We start from the raw sequence: 18909 nt of genomic DNA, 5'->3' as shown, positions 1-18909 counted from the left end.
GTTCTCAACCAATTTATGCTTATTTTTGAACAAAGGCTCAGATTATAAAATCCAAGCCCTAACTTTTTAACTTACACACTTCGTGGGATAGTGTCATAAAAAACTATTTCATCGTTCTTTTTAGAATTGTTCTCTTTTTTCTTTCACTCCCTTTGCCATTTATTTTTACTGAAGGAGCATATCAAAATATGATTTCAAAAGGTCATTATTTATGGTTCTGTTACTTTATTCTAATCTTTCTATTTATGATTTACCTAGTAGGAAAAAAGAATTATTATGAATTGATACGAGCCAAGATTCAACGCGGAAATCTAATTTATTATAACTTCTTATTTATAAAAAAAACGATTCATTTAAAGGATATTCTCGGATATAAACATGGAGTTGATGATGATGGAAATGAATTTATAAGTCTATTTGACGATCAAAATAGAAAAATCGCAACATTAAAAGTAAACATATATTCCAATTTACCTGAATTTTTAAAATCTTTAAATTGTGAGCATATTGGATTTGAATTAACCCCTTTACAAACTGTGATTGAGAAGATTAAAAAACTTTTTACAAATACATAAAAAATCATCCAATATCATGTATGCTTCTTACTATTGAATATGTCATCACTGAAGTAAAAAAAGACGAACCAGCTATGCCAATGGGTGGTGGAATGCCAGGAATGATGTAGTAGCGTAAGCTAAGACAAATTAATATACTAACCGTTCTGCTTTTTTAGGGCGGTTTTTGTTGAAGTTATGGTTTTCTGTAAGGAAATAGTTATATTTAGATTGTAATTTAATGATTAACAAATCAAAACAACATTAGCGCAATTATATATATTGTATATTGGCGTAATGCGTAAATTTGGATGTTAGCAGTAATATTAAATTGAGCGTGTAAAAATTAAATTGGGTTCATAAAATGTTTAAATTTGTACCGTGAGCACTAGAGTAGAAAATATAAACAAAGAATTAATTGAATGGGCTATTATTAGAAATGGTAATAGTCTAGAAGAATTCTATGCTCAAAATCCAAATGTTGAAAGCTGGATTAAAGGCGAAAAATTCCCTACTGTAAAGCAACTAGAAAATTTCACCCACAAAGTTCATGTCCCTTTTGGATATATGTTTTTACCACAACCGCCCAACGAAACTATTCCATTACCGTTTTTTAGAACTGGAAAAACTACTACTAATAAAGTTAGTCTTAACGTTTTTCATACAGTTCAAATAGTACAAGATAGACAAAATTGGCTTACTGAATATTTGGAAGAATTAAACTTTCCAGAATTAGATTTTGTTGGAAAATTTAGTATTAAAGATAAATATATAGATATTGTTAATAACATTAGAAATGTACTTAAACTTGAACTTGATTGGGCAAGCAAACATAATAAATGGGAAGAAGCTCTTGAATATTTAACTATTAAGATTGAAGAGGCTGGCATTATTGTAACTTATAATGGTATTGTTGGAAATAACACTCATCGAGTTATTGATGTTAATGAGTGTCGAGGATTTGTGTTAGTAAACAAAAAAGCTCCTTTTTTATTTATAAATTCTGCAGATGCAAAAGCAGCACAAATGTTTACAATAATACATGAGTTAGCTCATGTATGGCTTGGTGAAAGCGCAGGTTTTGATAATGCTAATTTATTACCTGCAAATGATCCATTAGAACTACTTTGTGATAAAGTTGCAGCAGAACTTTTGGTTCCTGAAATATATTTTATAAAGAAATGGAAAACCAGCCAGAATTTTATATATTTAAGTAGAATCTTTAAAGTCAGTCCAATAGTAATTGGTCGTCGTGCTTTAGATTTAAAATTAATTAAGTTTCATCAGTTCATTCAATTTTACAATGAATATATGAATGAAATTAAAGAAAGAAAAGACAGACAAAGTTCTGGTGGTGATTTTTACGCAACTACAAAAAAGAGAATTAGTTTGCGTTTTGCAGCTTTTGTAAACAATGCTGTGAAAGAGAATAAGCTTTTATATCGTGATGCATATAAACTGACAAATATGAAAGGTGAAACCTATAATAAATTTATTAACGAATATTTATATTAGTGGCAAAATATTTATTAGATAGTAATATATTTATCCAAGCACATCGAATGTATTATCCATTCGACGTAGTGCCTAGTTTTTGGAATAAAATATTAGAATTATCTAATAATGGAATAATTATCAGCATTGATAAGGTAAAAAAAGAACTTTGTGAAACAAATAATCCAGATCAACTATCTGTTTGGTGTGAAAATGAGTTAGATAATAGTTTCTTTGCAGATTCTACTTCTTGTGTAGATATTTATGCACAAATCGCAATTTGGACACATTCAAGTACTCATTTTCTACAATCAGCCAAAGATGAATTTTTAGCCACAGATTTAGCTGACCCTTGGTTAATCGCATATGCTAAAAAGCATAGTTTAACAATAGTGACTCATGAAATTAGTCAACCACAAAGAAAAAATAGAATAAAAATCCCTGAGCCTTGTATTCATTTTGGAGTAAGGTACCTATCACCTATTGAAATGTTTAGAGAAATAGGTGAAACCTTTTAAAATAATACTACCGTCATTTCGGCAATACCTTTCTATCTGATAGGTTAATAAAAACAAATCCCAACTCTCGTCAGGTTTTCTCATCAATTTTAAAATCAAACAATTCTTGAGGGTGAACTTCTAAGCCTTTAGCTAATTCCTGTATTGTTGAAATTCTCAAATCAACTTCTCCTTTTTCAATTTTGCTGATATTACTATGGTCTACATCACATTTTTGAGCTAACTCACGATAGCTTAATCCCATCTTCTTCCTAAATTTTTCAACTCTTTTACCAAAAGCTATTCGAAATTCAATTTTATCCATTGTAAATACCATTATTAAAGCAATTTGGAAAGTTTACAATAAAAAAATGTAGTTGAATTAACCTACAATTCAAAAATTATATTATATTTGTACTATAAGCTACAATAAATGTAGCTTTGCGATACTTCAAACAAAAATATAGAAGCTATTGCTTAGAATCTTGCTTTTGAAAACTGGTAATTTTTAATAGGAACAAGACGATAAGCAGGAAGCTCACGACCTAGGCGTGGGCTCTCCTTATCTGTTCCAATGGTATACCAGTGCCTCAAAAGCGGATATTGTAGAGTCCCATGCCGTTTTTATTTTTATACCGTTTTGTTTTTCTACAATCATCTTTTTCTAAGCCTGCTTTTCAACATAAAGTATCATGATATGGTACAATGGAGTGTACAATCCATTGCGGCTTTAGGGCTTTTAAAAAAACACAAATTCTATCATATTTACCCTTTGTTTGTATGGGCAGGAAGTTCACGCTTTGTCGGGACTTCCTCCTTTACAACAAGTAAAAAACACAAAAACATGAAAAAAACCAAAGCAGATATTCAACCCCAGCCCGGGAAAAGCCGAAAAAAGCACGGCGGCTTACAGCGGATGGAGACCTTCTTCCGGTTCAATGATCTGGAAACCTCCAAAAAGAAACTCAACAGTATTATGAATCATGCCATAAAAAGAAATAGCAGTATCAAAGAAGATCCGTCCGTTATCTATCATTTTCACCAGTGTATGCAGTCGTTTGTACAGGCAGGCTATCTCATGGCACTGAAGGAAAAGAAACAGTCCTTCAATACTCATGTTGAAGAGGTCTCCCCGCCAATTCTTGGCTTGCTGTCTGAGAAAGAATACCAAAATCCTCTGCTGGTCTTTAAAAAAGCATTCAGAGAATACAGCGTACAGGAATTTAATTATTTTTTGTCCGGGATGGTTTATTTCTCCCTCAGGGTTTACCACAACCTGCCGGAAAGGAATATCATCAGTCCGTACCTCCATCTGACGAAAATGCTGGATGCAGCGTACCTTATTCTTGAAAGAAGAGGAAAACAGTAAAGCTTTAAAAATTAAATTGAAAAGGGTTTTGACGGTATTCGGATCAGATCTGATTTAAACTCAACTTCGTTTGTTATTTTAAATAGCACTATTGTATATTAGTGCCGCGGGTAAATTTGGATATTATGTATCATTCTATGAAAGCATACAAGATAAACACCATACTAAAAAAATTGTCCATCTAATTGCGTTGTCTGTCCATTTTATAAGCACCTAAGGAGTTGCACCTTTGTATTGTCAATAACGACAATAATTTAAAAAAATAAAAAGATGACAGTATTCACAGTTCCAACAAGAGAAGAAGTAGCCCCGGCTAATCAAGCAATTTTTGACAATCTGAATAAAGCTTTAGGTTTTGTACCCAATCTGTATGCCACTATTGCTTATTCCAAAAATGGTTTGGAAAGATTTTTGACCTATCAAAATGCAAGGACATCACTTTCAAACAAAGAAAAAGAAGCCGTAAATTTAATTGTAAGCCAAATAAATGGCTGCATATACTGCCAAAGTGCTCATTTAGTATTAGGCAAAATGAATGGGTTTAATGAGGAACAATTAGCTGAAATCAGACACGGCAAATCCTCTGACAGCAAGCTGAATGCATTGGTTGCATTAGCTGCCGATATTACGGAGAACAGAGGTAACGCAAGCGAAAAAAATGTAGATGCTTTTTTTTCAGCGGGATATACCAAAGAAAATTTAGTTGACCTAATCCTACAGGTAAGCGATAAAACAGCTATGAACTATTTGCACAATCTTACCAAAGTTCCTGTAGATTTTCCTTTAGCTCCAACAATTTAAAATGAATACATTTGCGAACTAGCTGTAAAGCCGGTTCGCAAATTTTAAACAAACAGGATGGAAAATATAAAACAACACCTGCCATTATCACCTTGTACCCCAGAAACAGCTCTTCAAAAAGTACAATTGGCAGAAAATGCATGGAATATCCAAGACCCGGAAAGAATATCCAAGGCTTACCCTATAAATGGCCGGGAAAGAAAATCGGCTATTGATGAAAAAGACAGAAAACCAAAGTAATCTTACCTATATATGATGAGTTCAGATACCTATACTTTGATTAATCCGCAAACGGGAAACTTAGCATTTAAAGTTTTTTCGTTGAACGGCAGCAGCCATTTCGACCATATTCAGCGACTTAATTATTACTCATTGATTTGGATAAAAAATGGGAAAGGAATTGCAAAATCTGATTTTTCGGAATACGATTTCAGACCAAGTACTTTGTTTGCATTTTCGCCATACCAACCTTTTATGTTTCAAACCGATGAGCACATACAAGGCGTTGTAATAAATTTTCATCCCGATTTTTTTTGCATTCACAAGCATCAGCAAGAGGTAGCCTGTAATGGTGTATTGTTTAATAATATATACAATCCGCCATTGGTAGATGTTGATGAAAATGCAAACAATACCTTTAACATGTTGCTGGAGCAGATAACAGCTGAAATGCAAAACCCTGCATTGGCTCAATATGAATTATTGGTTTCTTATTTAAAAATATTTCTAATTACTGCATCCAGGCTAAAAGCTGAACAACAAACCGAAATCCAAATGAATCCTAAAGAATACAAAGAACCTTTTATCCTTCAAAATCTTAAAAATTATATCGAAATCCATTTTAAAACCAAGCATTCGGCTAGTGATTATGCAGACTTGCTGAATATATCAACTAAAGTATTAGCTAAAATTACTAAGACCCATTTTAATAAAACACTCACTGATTTAATTTCCGAGAGAATAATTATAGAAGCCAAAAGAGAACTGTATTTAACAAACAAAGCGGTTAAAGAAATTGCGTATGAGCTGGGCTATGCAGATGAATACTATTTTAGCAGATTTTTTAAAAACAATACCGATATTTCACCGCAAGCGTACAGAAATACGGTTGGCTTTGGAAGAGCAATGGAGTAACACAACCTCTTTATCTGATAGGTTAATAAATATAAAGCCTAACTCTCGTCAGAGTTTCTCAACTGTATGAAGCCGAACAATTCCTGAGGATGAATTTCTAAACCTTCAAAAACTTACTCGTATCCGGAATACTTTTAACAACGGAATGTGTGATCACTGAAGTGAAAAAAGACGAACCAACTATGCCAATGGGTGGTTGAATGTAAGGAATGATATAACGGTCAGCGACCGAGACAAATTAATATATAAACCGTTCTGCTTTGTAGGGCGGTTTTTTTGTGGATTATGGTTTTCCGTAAGGAATCTCTGTTACAATTTCTTAAATTAGCATAAAGTATTTATAACTTCCGCATTGTATATATAAAACTTACAAAAACGATTGATTTAAATCTTATATTTATCTCCAAGAAAATTTTATATTAAAAAATTATATCACTAGATCTAATCTATAATCAAAACTAAACCAAATTAATGGACAATCAACTTCAATCAATTTCAAAAATTTTTACTGAAAAAATTTTTAGAATACCAGATTATCAACGCGGATATGCATGGACAGAAAAACAACTAAAAGATTTTTGGACAGATATTGAATTAATTGAGAATAATAATCATTATGTGGGTGTTTTAACTTTAGAAAAAGTTCCTGAAAGTATTTTTAATACATGGGAAGATGATTTGTGGATTATCGAATCAAAAAACTATGAGCCATTTTATATTGTTGATGGACAACAGAGGCTAACAACAACTATTATCTTAATACAAGCAATAACTGAATTCATTAAAGAAGGAAAAAAATTAAATTATTCAACAGCCGATGAGATCAAGAAAAAATTTATTTTCGAAAGTAAAGATGGCTTAATCTCTCGTTCATACATCTTCGGGTATGAAAAAGATAATCCGTCATATGAATTTTTGAAAACAAATATTTTTAATGAAACTTCAACCAGTGGTTATAATAATGAAGTAACCATATATACTCATAATCTAGATTTTGCTAAAAAATATTTTCATGATAAGTTACAAGAATTAGAAATAACTGATATTGAAATTATTTATAAAAAAGTAACCCAAAACTTATTATTCAATATTTATTCAATTTCAAGCGATATTGATGTTTTTATTGCATTTGAAACAATGAACAATAGGGGGAAACCATTATCTAATCTTGAACTACTAAAAAATAGATTAATTTACCTTTCAACAAAATTAGAAACTTCAGAACATGAAAAAAACAAGTTAAGAAAAATTATTAATGACGGCTGGAGAGGGGTTTATCATTATTTAGGATTAAATAAAGATAATCCTTTATACGATGATAATTTTTTACATAGTCATTGTACAGTATTTTATGGTAATGAAATATACCCTTCATTAGAAGAAGAAGATAATTTTAAATTTAGAAGAGGTTATTTTACACCTGATTCTTTAGAATATTACTTACTTGATAAAAAGTTTACTTTAAAGAACGTTATTATAGACAAAAATCTAGATACTCAAAATATTAAAAAATATGTCGAAAGTTTACAGGATTCTGTGAAAATTTGGTTCTATATATTTAATCCTTCATTATCAAATGATTTTAATGATAAAGAAAAATTAGCCTTAGAAAGGATAAATAGATTAGTTGGAAACACGAGAAATACATCTAATTTTTTACTCTCTCTTTATCTTAGTAAACCTGGAGAAAGAATCAAACTTCAAATACTTCAAAAATTAGAAAAGTTTCTTTTTATTGTTAGCATAATAAGTTATAGAGCTTTTATAGGTCCTATTAATTTTTCAATTATAGGAATTAAACTATTAAAAGGAGAAATGTCATTAAATGAGGTAAGTAATTTTTTAGACGAAAGAATATCATTTATCTTAAGTAAACCAGACTTTATAAACAGAGTTTCTGAAAACTTTAGGAGTAATGGTGGCTTTTATGAGTGGCAAGGTATAAAGTATTTTTTATATGAATATGAAGACTTTCTTAAATCTAAAACAAAAAATAGTTCTCAAAAAATCGATTGGAATACTTATAGAAAAGATTTAGAAGACTTTATTACTATAGAACATATTTATCCTCAAACACCTCGATCTGAATGTTGGAAAGAAAAATTTAATTCATATCCATTAAGTCAAAGAAAAATTCTAAATAATTCTCTAGGAAATTTACTCCCTTTGTCAAGACCTAAAAACTCAAGTCTTCAAAATAGATGTTTTAAAGACAAAATAGAAAATGGAGACAATTATATAGGGTTTAGATTTGGTAGCTATTCTGAAATTGAAGTATCAAAAAATAAAGATTGGACTCCAGAAGATATTTTAAAAAGAGGACTCATATTATTAAAATTTATGGAAAAAAGATGGGATCTAAATTTTAATAATGATGAAAATAGAACTACAATTTTAAATCTTAACTTTTTAATTTAAATTTAATTTAACTATTATTATTGAACTCTTTCACAGCTACGCGAAGTCTAATGATTTTTATTCAGCAAATATAAATACTACTTTAAACCAAGCTCCGAAGTCTTCAGACTTCGGAGCTTGGTTTATTTATCTAATTCAGAATAATACTCTTCAAAATCAAAAATAATATCAAATAATTCCTTAGGATGTATTCTTAGTCCAGTTGCAATTTCAATAAAAGTACTGAGTTGACAATCGATCTTGTTATTAGCAACATCACTGATTCTTGCAGCAGTGACATTGCATCTCTCAGAAACCTTAGAATATGGAGTTTCTCCTTTTATTTCTTTTATTTTTTCTGAGACCATTTTTTTGATTTCATCAGTCTTAAACTCGTTCATAATCGCACTGTTTGGTGCAAATTGGAATTATTAGTATAAATTTCCATTACCGAATTCGGTAATATGAAGATATTTTTATTATATTTGTCTATAGATTACATTTGAAGATGTAATTTTGCGATACTTCAAAGAATATTAGAAGCTATTGCTTAGAATCTCGACTTGAAAACTGGTAATTTAAAAGCAACGAGAAGATAAGCAAGAAGCTCACGACCTAGGCGTGAGCTCTCTTATCTGTTGCATGGTATACCAGTACCTCAAGTCGGATATTGTAGAGTCTCATGCCGTTTTTATTTTCATGCTGTTCTGCTTTTCTACAATCATTTTTTTCTAAGCCTGCTTTGCCACATAAAGTATCATGATACGGTACAATGGGGTGTAAAATCCATTGCGGCTTTCGGGCTTTCAGAAAAACACAAATTCTATCATATTACCCTTGGTTCGTATGGGCAGGAAGTTCAGGCATTGCCGGGGCTTCCTCCTTTACAACCAGTAAAAAAAACACAAAAACATGACAAAAACCAAAGCAGATATTCAACCCCAGCCCGGGAAAAACAGAAAAAAACATGGCGGCTTACAGCGGATGGAGACCTTCTTCCGGTTCAATGATCTGGAAACCTCCAAAAAGAAACTCAACAGCATTATGAATCATGCCATAAAAAGAAATAGCATTATCAAAGAAGATCCGTCCGTTATCTATCACTTTCACCAGTGTATGCAGTCGTTTGTACAGGCAGGCTATCTCATGGCACTGAAGGAAAAGAAACAGACCTTCAATATTCATGTTGAAGAGGTCTATCCTCCTTTTCTTGGCTTACTGTCTGAGAAAGAATACCAAAATCCTCTGCTGGTCTTTAAAAAAGCATTCAGGGAATACAGCGTACAGGAATTTAATTATTTTTTGTCCGGGATGGTTTATTTCTGCCTCAGGGTTTACCACAACCTGCCGGAAAGGAATATCATCAGTCCGTACCTCCATCTGACCAAAATGCTGGATGCAGCATACCTTATTCTTGAAAGAAGAGGAAAGCAGTAAAGCTTTAAAAATTAAACTGAAAATGGTTTTGACTGTATTCGGATCAGATCTGATTTAAACTCAACTTCTTACAATATGCAGATTCTGTACACAGAATGCTTTTAACTGAATGTGTGATCACTGAAGTGAAAAAAGACAAACCAGCTATACCTATGGGTGGCGGAATGCCAGGAATCATGTAACGGTCAGCGACCGAGACAGATTAATATACTAACCGTTCTACTTTTTGTGGAGCGGTTTTTTATTTGGATTATAGTTTTCTGTAAGGAAATAGTATATTTAAATTTTAATTTAATGATTACCCAATCAAAACAACATTAGCGCAATCATATATATTGTATATTGGCAATGTGAAATTTGGATGTTGTATGCAAGCTTAAACCGAAAAATCCTTAAATATCGAAACTATGAAACAAATATTATTTTTTTTACTGACAATTTCAATTTTCTTAACTTCTTGTGATGAAAAGAAACAATCTAAAATGGAGAAGCAAGTATTAAATAAAACAGAATTAAAAGACATAATTGGCAAAACATACGAATTCAATTACTCAGACAAATATGTGTATCATATAAAATTTGAATCGGATTCTACAGTTAACTGGAAATTAGTAAAAGGAGAATTTCCGGGAGCAAGAGAAGAAACTGACAAGTATATTTCTACTCAAATAAATGAAAATGTGCTTTTTGTTTCCTGGGTTGAAAAAAGTGGATTGGGATATTGTAATATAATGGACTTTAACACAAATAATTTGACAACTCACGCAAGACAAGATAATTCTGTTTTTGTTAATCCCGGTAAATTTAAGGAAGTCAAATAAAGCCTGCATATAAAAAGAGTTTTGTGTCAGGCGGACTGAAATGCAAAACTCAACGGCAGTTTTTCAATTGAACTTTAGTAATCATATCAGCTATTGTACTTTGATTTCCCACCCGAGCGCAAAGCCCAAACCGTTAAGCCAGTCAGGAAAGCAACCTCCAACTCAATATAACGAAAAATAAATTTAACTGAAAATTATAAAAAATAACAATCACAAATTTACATTCTCCACAAAATGATCTCAAATAAAAATTTAGCCAGAACTGCAGGCTTTTGCTACTTAATTGTAATAGCTACAGGGCTATTTTCAGAAGTTTTCGTAAGACAGGCATTAAGGGTGTCAAACGATGCATTAACAACGGCTCACAATATTCAGACTAATGAAATGCTTTTTCGGTGGGGGTTTGTGGCTGACCTAATCAATTTTGTAGTGGGTATACCCACAATATTGATAATTTATCATTTTTTTAAAAAATCAAATAAAATTATACTGCAAATCGCTTTAGCATTGGTTATTATTCAAACGGCAATTATTGCAGTCAATCTATTAAATCAAATCACACCATTATTGCTATTAAGCAATGACACTTACTTGAATACTTTTCAGCAAAACCAACTCGCAACACTTGCTCTTTTGTCCTTAAATATTCAGGCACAAGGTTATGGAATTGGTTTAGTATTTTTTGGATTTTACTGTATATTAATTGGATATGTAATTTTTAAAACAAATGCCATCCCAAAAATTATTGGATTAGCTTATGCAATAGCAGGAATATGCTACTTGATCAATAATTTCACAATGTTTCTGTCAAAAGGATTTGTAAATCCTTTGTTCATTTACCTTGCAATTCCGATTTTTTTTGGAGAACTATCTCTTTGTTTGTGGTTACTCATAAAAGGTATCGACATATCAAAACTAGAAAACAAAAGATGAAAATCAATATATTTGAAAATGCCTGAACCATTATACCAAAAATGAGAAGGGCTTGAAACCCGAAACAATACTTTTGAAGACATTTTGTAAGTTTCCCTGATTTCCACAATAAAATAAGTAATACGAAGTCTCCTGACTTCGTATTTTTATAATCTTCCCATCTAAAATACCCCACTCTCCCATTTTCTATACCCCAACTTTTACCTATATTTGTTTCTATAACGTACACAAATATGCAAAACAAAAAAATACATCAGGGGAGAAATATCAAACGTTTTCGGGAGATGCTGGGCATCAAGCAGGAGGCTTTGGCTTTTGATCTTGGTGAAGACTGGAACCAGAAGAAGATTTCGCTTTTGGAGCAGAAAGAAACTATTGAAGATCTTTTGTTGCAAAAGATTTCCGAAGTGTTGAAAATTCCGGTGGAAGCTTTTCAGAATTTTGATGAAGAGCAGGCAATTAATATTATTTCTAACACTTTCGATAATTGTCAGCAACCAGCTTCTATTTTCTATAATTCTACACTTAACCCTGTAGATCAATTGATTAAAGTACACGAAGAAAAAATTGCGCTCTACGAAAGAATGCTGAAAGAAAAAGATGAGATGATGACCAGGCTGGAGCAGCTGATACAGAAATAAAAAACAAAAACCACCCTTTATGAAACTCTATACTTTCATAGCAGTACTACTTTTGCTATCCTTCAGTTGTGCAAAAAAAGACAAATACAGTGTCGGCCAGGAATGGAATTACAAAACGCGTCCCACAGAAAAAAGCTCCACCCTTAAAATTTTAAAGATTGAAGAATATCCTGAAACCGGAAAAGTGATCCATATTTCCATCAGTGGTTTGAAGATGAAAAATCCTGCCAGCCCTACAGGGTATGCAGAAAACCTCAGCCATCTTCCCATATCGGAAGAAGCTTTGAACAAAAGTGTCACCAGTCTGAAAAAGGAGACTTACAAAAACCCTGACTCCCTTGAAATGGATGGATATTCTTACTGGAAAAAAGAGTTTGATAATGGAAATGCCGGGATATTTACCATTCAAGTTTCTGAGATTATAAGTACCATGGAAAAATCTATTGTTGCAGGGGATTATACTAAATAAAATTCGATACTTCAATACCTTTTTTCACCTATATAATCGCAACAACATATTAATGAAATCAAGAATTCTCTTTCTTCTTATGATTCTAATTTCTTATAGCTGCTCACTAAATAAATATGGCAATGTTCCTGCTAGAAATGAAATTGATCTTTCCTTTAAAAGCTTTAATGAAATTAAAAATGAAGAAGTTGATAAAGAATCAAAAGATATTACTCTTGGATATTTTTGGGGAATTGGAGAAGATATTTATCCCGCTTTTCAAAAATATAAGTTTGAAATTCCCAGATCATATCAACGAAACGAAAACAACTTCATTCTTAAAGTAGATTATTTTTTCACCAAAGATAAGCAAGTCAAATTCAAGTCTTATGAATGGAATGAAAATGAAAAAATTGAAACTTCGAATGAAATGTTTAACGAAAAATTCCACGAAATAAAAAAATATATAACTGAAAATCTTGGAAAACCATCCCTTGAAATATATGAAGATTTAGAAAAATCTAAAGAAGAAACGGTAAGGGATGATGTAAAATGGCAAAGTAAAAATTTGAACGCCTACTTATTTCGTTTCAGAGGAAAAGGTGGATTTGATCAAATATGTTTGGCAATTTATTGTGATTAAGAATATTGTTATGAACAGAAAAACATTAATAAAATAGCTATACATGAAAAAAAAATTACTATTGGGAATATTGTTCTCTGTTTCAATTTCTTTTCACATTAAAGCTCAGGATTTTTTACAAAAATTTGAAAAGGAATTTTGCACTTGTTTATCTGGTAAAACAAATTATACTGATGAAACATTTAAAACTTGTTCCTATGAAGTAATGTCAAAACTTCAGAAAGATTTTGAAAACTTCCATAACAGCACAGCTAACAAAAACAGAAATGATTTCATGAAAGACCTTATGATCAGATTAATAAATAATTGTGATCCTTTCTATATTCATATGGCTGATTTAAAGAAAACAGGAATGGACAAGTTTAGAAATGATTACAAAGAAATAAGTATCGATTCTCTAAAAAATAAATTTACTGAAACAAAGCTCTTAGCTGATTATTGGGAAATAGCCAACTGGTATTTTGCCCATAATGAAAATGAACAGGCTGAAAGGATGTATAAATAAATTTTAAAAAATGAAACTGATCAAGTAGAAGCTGCTTATATGTTAGGTGCTCTTTATGATGAATTGGGAAAATACAAAGAGGCAAAGGTATTATATGACAAAGTGTATGAAAGTACAGGAAATATACAGTATAGATTATATTCGGAAATGGACTTGAAAAAGGTAAAATAATAATTACGTAATTCAGAAATAAAATTGGTATAAGTACTTCACTAATTTCATTTCATTCAACATAAAATAATGGATTTTATAACCAAAGATGAAAATGATGATTCTACTTTCATTGCCAACTGTGAAAAAATCATCAGAAAATATGTTCAGCTCTGGAAACCAAGAGAATTATTTATTACCGGTGTAAATAATATTTTTGATAGCAGATGGGCAACTGAAGAAGAAAAATTATTTTCTTTTTGGAGTCATGGTAATGAACTCAGAATATCTCTTTTTCACCCTAATATTATTTCTTCTACTTCTATTTATCAGGACTCTTACAGAGGCTATTACATTCCATGTAAGATTTCAGATTATATAAAAAAAAGAAAAGAAGGAGAATACCGTCTGTTTGAAGTACATTACTCTCCACTAAAACAATATTACTTTCCTGCCATCAATAATGGGCTTTTGGTTTGGTATAGTAAAAATTCATTAATTGATAATAAAGGTACTTTAATGTTTCATTATACCAACGGTATGGAAATTAAAATCCTGCATGTGACTTTGAGTAAAAGTGAAAACTGGAATGTTTCTGATTCATTTGGTATTTCAAAATCCGAAAGTCAGGAAATAATTAACAATAATTAAATGTAGCTACCGTACTATTGTATCCTGTGGCTTAATTTTTTTATATTATTGAAATGTTTAATTTATAATACTATAACCACACGAAGGATTCGTGCGGTAGCAGTGGGCATCTATGACAAACTACCAGAAAGGGACATTATAAGCCCATATATTCATCTGATCAAAATACTTGAAGCAGCGTACCTTCTTCTTGCAAGGAAAGGGAAAAAATAAAACCTATTCTAAAAGAACAATTTTTGTTCAAATGCTCTCTATTCAAATTTGAACTTATAGATACTCTCTCATGTTAATTTAATATTCTAGATTTGGATGTTTGTAACAAAAAAAAAAATTAAGAATGAAAGTTAATTGCAACAAATGTAAAAATGAAGTTATTACCATAACCTTTTCTGAAGAACAAAAGCTTGATCTTTATATTTTGATGCAATACGATTTAAAAGTATTTACTGAAAAAAAATAATTGACGAATTCAATTTAGACAAAAAAGAAGCAAAAATTATTATTCAACATTTAAACAATAGAAACGGCAGATGTGCAGAATGTGAATTTGAAAAATTGAATGGAGAATATATTGAGTGTCCAAATTGTGGTGCTTTTAATTATAATCTTAATGAACCAATGTTTAATTTAGAGTTTTGCAGTCATTTAGAATGGTCTCTGGATTTTAACAACATTGAAAATGAAAAGATAAAATATTATGCTAAGAATTTTTGGTGTGATGGTGTAAGTCATTTACCGGAAGACACAAAATCTTTACTGTATCATAATATTGAAAACAACAAGCAAATCATAACAAAAGCCTGGATTGGATATGGTGGCAATGAAATTTATGAAATGAAAATCAAGTTTGGGGAAAAAGCTATAGAAAATTATAAAAATAATAAAAGTTTAATCGAATGCATTCCAGGAAATAATGAAAATCCGAATTGGATAAAGTTATTTATGGAAGATAAAAAGATTGAAATTCAATTAAAATAATAACTGTTGCTAACATGATTTTATATTATTAGAATTTTTAATTTATAATATGATAACCACACGAAGGATTCGTGCAGCAGCGGGGAACATTCAACAGCCTCTAAAAAAATAAGAACCCCGAAGTCCGGACTTCGGGGTTCTTATACCTATGCAATTTTCAATTACTCTGAATTTGGAAAATTTAAGGAACTCAGTATAAATGGGCATTTAAAGTGAATACTGATCCATTTAATACTGCTGCAATAAATACTTTAAAATATCTGTAGTAGTTACAATACCTTTTAGGTCACCATTTTCTACCACCGGAACAGAATGAAAACTATGTTCGGATAAAATCTCTGCTACCTCTTTTATGGTAGTATCAGGATTTACAGTGAGAGGAGCTTTTGTCATCACCTGCGAAATAGTAAATACGTCGTATACCACTGCTGACACAGGAACATCTTCCGCATCATCCGATTGTTCTACATCCGCATAGCTGATTTTTAATAGATCACTATAACTTAATACTCCTAATAACTTTTGATTTTCTACAACCGGAATATGCCTGATTTTATTTTTTTTAAATAAACTTTCAGCCTCATACAATGATTGTGTAAGATTAAGTGTAATCAGTTCTTTGGTCATAATTTGGGAAATTGGAACTCTTTGTTTCATACCATTTTTGTTTAGATTATTGTGAAAATTAACAATGAAAAACGAACCCTAAATCCCTTTTTCATACTCAAAGTTAGCGAAGAAACACCTGCCTTATCATACAATTACGGCTGATATTTATCAATTTTTCCCGTTGTATGATATGTTAAATATCATGGTTGCATTTTTGTGATTTTTTAAAGGATTTTCTAATTTTAATAAATCATTTTCAATACCTTACCAAAAATCAACCTGTTTTTTACATGCAGGCAAAGCAGATCTTGATGCTGCAGGAAAATATCTCTGCCTGACCAAAAGCATATGGTAATTCTCTTCAACTTTTTCCTATCTTTAAACCACAAATATTCGCTTAAAACCGGTATTAAAAATAAACCTGAATCACTGAAAGAAAGTTAAACAGAATCCAACACTGAAACGCATGCCATTGAAAACAAAATTATTATTCCTGTCATTTTTAAGTTCACTGCTCGCCCATGCACAAACGCTTAACTTTAAAAGTCTCGCCAATATGTCTGTGGGCAGAGGTGCTTCAACCAGTGTTATTGTGGATGATAATATCTATGTGATCAATGGATATCAGGAAAGCGGAGGTACTGCCAATTATATTGAAAAGTATAATATTACCGATAATAAATGGAGTGTTCTCACTGCTACTCTCAGTCCCAAAAAATTTGCTAATTCGGAGACTTACAATAATAAAATTTATATTTTTAACGGTTGGGGAAACAGCCATCTTGAAATTGTAGACCTTGCCACGCATAAGGTAACGAAAGGAGCTGTTAACCGTTCCTATACAGGAAATGCAGGTTCTGCTATTCATAATGGCAAAATATATGTGTTTGGTGGCAGCGGACTCAACGGCGCTGCAACTACTGTATTTTCTAACAGATTCCAATATTACGATATTGCTTCCAATACATGGCATCCATTACCTAATATGCCCACCGCCAGAGAAGCAAAAGGCAAAATAGTGAACGATAAGCTTTATGTTATTGGTGGTTTTAACGGCACCTCATCCCGCCTGATCAATGTTTATGACCTCAACACCAATCTGTGGACCGATCAATTTACGATGCCTGCCGGGATATCCGGACATTCATTAGCGGTATCCGGTGATAAGATTTTTATTGCCGGGGGTTACAATAATCAGACTTTTCTGGCCTATTTTGATACAACAACCCATAAATTCCATCAGCTATCATCCAATATGATTCCCCGAAGACACGCCGCAGCGGAGGTATATAACAATAAATTATACATCCTCGGCGGAAGTACAACGTCTATAACGAAATCAGCTATTAAAAGTATACAGGCAGCCGATATTACTGAGAATGCCCTCTCTTCAGATACAGCCAGTGAAGATCATGAAACTAAAACAAGAGTGTATACCAATGCACAAAGAGATGGCTTTATCATCAGCAATAAAAATAACAGCAATCAATTTGAATTTACCGTTTACTCTTTAGATGGAAGGGAAATAAGTAAAGGTTTTGCTTACTATAATAAAACGATAGATTTATCCAGAGTAAAACCCGGAAACTATATTTTCAGTTTTAAAAATGAGAAAGGGGTTTTACAGCAGATTAAAATTTACAGATAATATCTCCTAAATATTCTTAATGATACATCTCCGAATTGATAAAATTAAAGAGAAATGGGCAAGTGAAAATATAAAGCTTAGCCCACCCGCAACACGGAAAGCTATAAAAGTATTCGAAGAAATCATTGATTTTCATTTTTCTGATGATTTTAAAGAATTTTATTTAAATCTGGATGGATTTGCAGATTGGGACTGGACAAAAAATATGTTTTCTATCTGGCCACTAGCAAGAATTCTGGAGGAATATCATAATGAAAATGATAAGAGTTTCATTGTATTTGCAGACTATATGATTAACGCGCATCATATCGGTTTTGTAAAAGGGAAAAACGGGATATTTAAAAATACAGATGAAATGCCTGTGAAGATAGCAAATACTTTTTCTGAAGCAATCTTTCTTATCCATATAGATGCAGATATTCTGTATTGAGATCAATTACTTACAGATAAACATTCTGTAGGATCAACTTTGTCACTTATTTTATTTTGACTTATCATTAAATAAAAAATTCCTACACTTTTATGAAAAAAGCATTTGAATTTCTCACCCATTTAAAAGAAAACAACAACCGGGAATGGTTTGCCCAACATAAATCCGAGTACGATGTCATTGTAAAAGAAAACAAAGCTTTTTTTACTCAGATCTATCATGAACTTCAGGAGCATGACCAGCTTAAGGGAATTCATATTTTCAGGATTTACAATGATGTTCGTTTTTCCAAAGACAAGACACCCTATAAAACCAATTTTGGCGTTGGATATTCGCGGTCGAAACCCATGTTGAGAGGCGGATATTATATTCAGCTGGAACCCGGCAACAGTTTTGTAGGAGGCGGTTTTTGGGGTCCGGAAGCCAAAGATTTACTTCGTATCCGTAAAGAATTTGAAATCAGCAGCTCAGAAATTGAAAAAATTATCTCAGATAAGACTTTTATACAATATTTTGGAGAACTCAAAGGTGATGCTGTAAAAACAGCTCCGCGAGGTTTTGATAAAAATCATCCGTCTATAGATTTAATCCGGAAAAAGCAATTTGTTGTAATGCGGAAATTTACAGACAAGGAGGTTTTATCAGACAATTTTCAAAAAGAAGCACTGCAAACCTTACTTGCCATGAGACCTTTTTTTGATTATATGAGTGAAATTCTGACCACGGATTTGAACGGAGAGCCTTTATTTTAAAAAGTCATGAAAAAAAT

23 protein-coding genes are annotated in these 18909 nt (G+C 31.7%); 20 read left to right on the top strand and 3 right to left on the bottom strand.

Annotated features, from left to right (window positions below; translation table 11 throughout):
• The first annotated feature begins 245 nt into the window (after positions 1–245).
• From BW946_RS04785 to BW946_RS04775, 3 genes are all read left to right on the top strand, one after another.
• Complete coding sequence (locus BW946_RS04785; protein ID WP_139325966.1) at positions 246–575, top strand: hypothetical protein; 330 nt, start codon at positions 246–248, stop codon at positions 573–575.
• A 360-nt stretch (positions 576–935) separates the two neighbouring features.
• Positions 936–2069: an ImmA/IrrE family metallo-endopeptidase gene (locus BW946_RS04780; RefSeq protein ID WP_076595064.1), complete on the top strand. Its 1134-nt coding sequence runs from the start codon at positions 936–938 to the stop codon at positions 2067–2069.
• Entirely contained in the window at positions 2069–2566 is a 498-nt protein-coding gene (locus BW946_RS04775) for a DUF4411 family protein (RefSeq protein WP_076595063.1), read from the top strand. Before BW946_RS04780 ends, BW946_RS04775 begins: the two co-directional genes overlap by 1 nt.
• A gap of 70 nt (positions 2567–2636) precedes the next feature.
• On the opposite strand, the gene BW946_RS04770 is transcribed toward BW946_RS04775, so the two are convergent.
• Positions 2637–2870: a helix-turn-helix domain-containing protein gene (locus tag BW946_RS04770; protein WP_228402458.1), complete on the bottom strand. Its 234-nt coding sequence runs from the start codon at positions 2868–2870 to the stop codon at positions 2637–2639.
• Positions 2871–3389: 519 nt separating this feature from the next.
• On the opposite strand from BW946_RS04770, the gene BW946_RS04765 reads away from it, so the two are divergent.
• The 5 genes from BW946_RS04765 (at position 3390) to BW946_RS04745 (ending at position 8267) form a co-directional block, all read left to right on the top strand.
• Positions 3390–3914 (top strand): hypothetical protein, encoded by a 525-nt coding sequence (locus BW946_RS04765; RefSeq protein WP_139325965.1) that lies wholly within the window; start codon positions 3390–3392, stop codon positions 3912–3914.
• Between the two features lie 270 nt (positions 3915–4184).
• Positions 4185–4715, top strand: a complete 531-nt coding sequence (locus BW946_RS04760; protein ID WP_076595060.1) for a carboxymuconolactone decarboxylase family protein — start codon at positions 4185–4187, stop codon at positions 4713–4715.
• 57 nt (positions 4716–4772) lie between these two features.
• Positions 4773–4955, top strand: coding sequence for a DUF1348 family protein (locus tag BW946_RS04755; RefSeq protein ID WP_228402457.1), 183 nt, complete (start codon positions 4773–4775; stop codon positions 4953–4955).
• A 12-nt stretch (positions 4956–4967) separates the two neighbouring features.
• The gene (locus BW946_RS04750) at positions 4968–5849 is read left to right on the top strand and encodes a helix-turn-helix domain-containing protein (protein ID WP_076595059.1); all 882 of its coding nucleotides are present in this window, start codon (positions 4968–4970) and stop codon (positions 5847–5849) included.
• 471 nt (positions 5850–6320) lie between these two features.
• Complete coding sequence (locus tag BW946_RS04745) at positions 6321–8267, top strand: DUF262 domain-containing protein (protein WP_076595058.1); 1947 nt, start codon at positions 6321–6323, stop codon at positions 8265–8267.
• Between the two features lie 122 nt (positions 8268–8389).
• Here BW946_RS04745 and BW946_RS04740 read toward each other — a convergent pair whose 3' ends face one another.
• Positions 8390–8647 carry a hypothetical protein gene (locus BW946_RS04740; protein ID WP_076595057.1) on the bottom strand — a complete coding sequence of 86 codons (258 nt, stop codon included), beginning with the start codon at positions 8645–8647 and terminating at the stop codon, positions 8390–8392.
• A 511-nt stretch (positions 8648–9158) separates the two neighbouring features.
• Between BW946_RS04740 and BW946_RS04735 the strand changes: the two genes are divergently transcribed.
• The 9 genes from BW946_RS04735 (at position 9159) to BW946_RS04690 (ending at position 15453) form a co-directional block, all read left to right on the top strand.
• Positions 9159–9683, top strand: coding sequence for a hypothetical protein (locus BW946_RS04735; RefSeq protein ID WP_076595056.1), 525 nt, complete (start codon positions 9159–9161; stop codon positions 9681–9683).
• A gap of 407 nt (positions 9684–10090) precedes the next feature.
• On the top strand, positions 10091–10504 hold the full coding sequence (locus BW946_RS04730) for a phenolic acid decarboxylase (protein WP_139325964.1): 414 nt from the start codon (positions 10091–10093) through the stop codon (positions 10502–10504).
• Between the two features lie 234 nt (positions 10505–10738).
• Entirely contained in the window at positions 10739–11437 is a 699-nt protein-coding gene (locus tag BW946_RS04725; RefSeq protein ID WP_076595054.1) for a DUF4386 domain-containing protein, read from the top strand.
• A 233-nt stretch (positions 11438–11670) separates the two neighbouring features.
• Positions 11671–12078, top strand: coding sequence for a helix-turn-helix transcriptional regulator (locus BW946_RS04715; RefSeq protein WP_076595052.1), 408 nt, complete (start codon positions 11671–11673; stop codon positions 12076–12078).
• 19 nt (positions 12079–12097) lie between these two features.
• On the top strand, positions 12098–12547 hold the full coding sequence (locus BW946_RS04710; RefSeq protein WP_076595051.1) for a hypothetical protein: 450 nt from the start codon (positions 12098–12100) through the stop codon (positions 12545–12547).
• A 52-nt stretch (positions 12548–12599) separates the two neighbouring features.
• Positions 12600–13169, top strand: a complete 570-nt coding sequence (locus tag BW946_RS04705; protein ID WP_076595050.1) for a hypothetical protein — start codon at positions 12600–12602, stop codon at positions 13167–13169.
• 43 nt (positions 13170–13212) lie between these two features.
• Positions 13213–13674, top strand: a complete 462-nt coding sequence (locus BW946_RS04700) for a hypothetical protein (protein ID WP_076595049.1) — start codon at positions 13213–13215, stop codon at positions 13672–13674.
• Between the two features lie 240 nt (positions 13675–13914).
• Positions 13915–14475, top strand: coding sequence for a hypothetical protein (locus BW946_RS04695; RefSeq protein WP_076595048.1), 561 nt, complete (start codon positions 13915–13917; stop codon positions 14473–14475).
• 555 nt (positions 14476–15030) lie between these two features.
• Positions 15031–15453 carry a hypothetical protein gene (locus BW946_RS04690; protein ID WP_076595047.1) on the top strand — a complete coding sequence of 141 codons (423 nt, stop codon included), beginning with the start codon at positions 15031–15033 and terminating at the stop codon, positions 15451–15453.
• Positions 15454–15681: 228 nt separating this feature from the next.
• Here the strand turns inward: BW946_RS04690 and BW946_RS04685 are convergent, their stop codons facing one another.
• The gene (locus BW946_RS04685) at positions 15682–16110 is read right to left on the bottom strand and encodes a CBS domain-containing protein (RefSeq protein ID WP_076595046.1); all 429 of its coding nucleotides are present in this window, start codon (positions 16108–16110) and stop codon (positions 15682–15684) included.
• Positions 16111–16534: 424 nt separating this feature from the next.
• Here BW946_RS04685 and BW946_RS04680 point away from each other — a divergent pair, with 424 nt between their 5' ends.
• The 3 genes from BW946_RS04680 to BW946_RS04670 all read left to right on the top strand — a co-directional run bounded on the left by BW946_RS04680 (position 16535) and on the right by BW946_RS04670 (position 18892).
• Entirely contained in the window at positions 16535–17710 is a 1176-nt protein-coding gene (locus tag BW946_RS04680) for a T9SS C-terminal target domain-containing protein (protein WP_170872052.1), read from the top strand.
• A 19-nt stretch (positions 17711–17729) separates the two neighbouring features.
• A complete protein-coding gene (locus BW946_RS04675; protein ID WP_076595044.1) occupies positions 17730–18140 on the top strand; it encodes an SMI1/KNR4 family protein in 411 nt (136 codons plus the stop codon).
• A 92-nt stretch (positions 18141–18232) separates the two neighbouring features.
• The gene (locus tag BW946_RS04670) at positions 18233–18892 is read left to right on the top strand and encodes a DUF2461 domain-containing protein (protein ID WP_076595043.1); all 660 of its coding nucleotides are present in this window, start codon (positions 18233–18235) and stop codon (positions 18890–18892) included.
• The last annotated feature ends 17 nt before the right edge of the window (positions 18893–18909 follow it).

The sequence above is a fragment of the Chryseobacterium sp. RU33C genome (genome assembly GCF_900156015.1).
Classification (GTDB): domain Bacteria; phylum Bacteroidota; class Bacteroidia; order Flavobacteriales; family Weeksellaceae; genus Chryseobacterium; species Chryseobacterium candidae.
Note: the sequence above shows the minus strand (reverse complement) of the source record. Positions and strands in the feature narration are given on the sequence as shown.

Excerpts from the sequence above, each read along its gene's own strand:
- BW946_RS04785 (WP_139325966.1), top strand. The coding sequence starts at position 246 with ATGATTTACCTAGTAGGAAAAAAGAATTATTATGAATTGATACGAGCC.
- BW946_RS04770 (WP_228402458.1), bottom strand. The coding sequence starts at position 2,870 with ATGGATAAAATTGAATTTCGAATAGCTTTTGGTAAAAGAGTTGAAAAA.
- BW946_RS04765 (WP_139325965.1), top strand. The coding sequence starts at position 3,390 with ATGAAAAAAACCAAAGCAGATATTCAACCCCAGCCCGGGAAAAGCCGA.
- BW946_RS04760 (WP_076595060.1), top strand. The coding sequence starts at position 4,185 with ATGACAGTATTCACAGTTCCAACAAGAGAAGAAGTAGCCCCGGCTAAT.
- BW946_RS04755 (WP_228402457.1), top strand. The coding sequence starts at position 4,773 with ATGGAAAATATAAAACAACACCTGCCATTATCACCTTGTACCCCAGAA.
- BW946_RS04750 (WP_076595059.1), top strand. The coding sequence starts at position 4,968 with ATGATGAGTTCAGATACCTATACTTTGATTAATCCGCAAACGGGAAAC.
- BW946_RS04745 (WP_076595058.1), top strand. The coding sequence starts at position 6,321 with ATGGACAATCAACTTCAATCAATTTCAAAAATTTTTACTGAAAAAATT.
- BW946_RS04740 (WP_076595057.1), bottom strand. The coding sequence starts at position 8,647 with ATGAACGAGTTTAAGACTGATGAAATCAAAAAAATGGTCTCAGAAAAA.
- BW946_RS04735 (WP_076595056.1), top strand. The coding sequence starts at position 9,159 with ATGACAAAAACCAAAGCAGATATTCAACCCCAGCCCGGGAAAAACAGA.
- BW946_RS04730 (WP_139325964.1), top strand. The coding sequence starts at position 10,091 with ATGAAACAAATATTATTTTTTTTACTGACAATTTCAATTTTCTTAACT.
- BW946_RS04725 (WP_076595054.1), top strand. The coding sequence starts at position 10,739 with ATGATCTCAAATAAAAATTTAGCCAGAACTGCAGGCTTTTGCTACTTA.
- BW946_RS04715 (WP_076595052.1), top strand. The coding sequence starts at position 11,671 with ATGCAAAACAAAAAAATACATCAGGGGAGAAATATCAAACGTTTTCGG.
- BW946_RS04710 (WP_076595051.1), top strand. The coding sequence starts at position 12,098 with ATGAAACTCTATACTTTCATAGCAGTACTACTTTTGCTATCCTTCAGT.
- BW946_RS04705 (WP_076595050.1), top strand. The coding sequence starts at position 12,600 with ATGAAATCAAGAATTCTCTTTCTTCTTATGATTCTAATTTCTTATAGC.
- BW946_RS04700 (WP_076595049.1), top strand. The coding sequence starts at position 13,213 with ATGAAAAAAAAATTACTATTGGGAATATTGTTCTCTGTTTCAATTTCT.
- BW946_RS04695 (WP_076595048.1), top strand. The coding sequence starts at position 13,915 with ATGGATTTTATAACCAAAGATGAAAATGATGATTCTACTTTCATTGCC.
- BW946_RS04685 (WP_076595046.1), bottom strand. The coding sequence starts at position 16,110 with ATGAAACAAAGAGTTCCAATTTCCCAAATTATGACCAAAGAACTGATT.
- BW946_RS04675 (WP_076595044.1), top strand. The coding sequence starts at position 17,730 with ATGATACATCTCCGAATTGATAAAATTAAAGAGAAATGGGCAAGTGAA.
- BW946_RS04670 (WP_076595043.1), top strand. The coding sequence starts at position 18,233 with ATGAAAAAAGCATTTGAATTTCTCACCCATTTAAAAGAAAACAACAAC.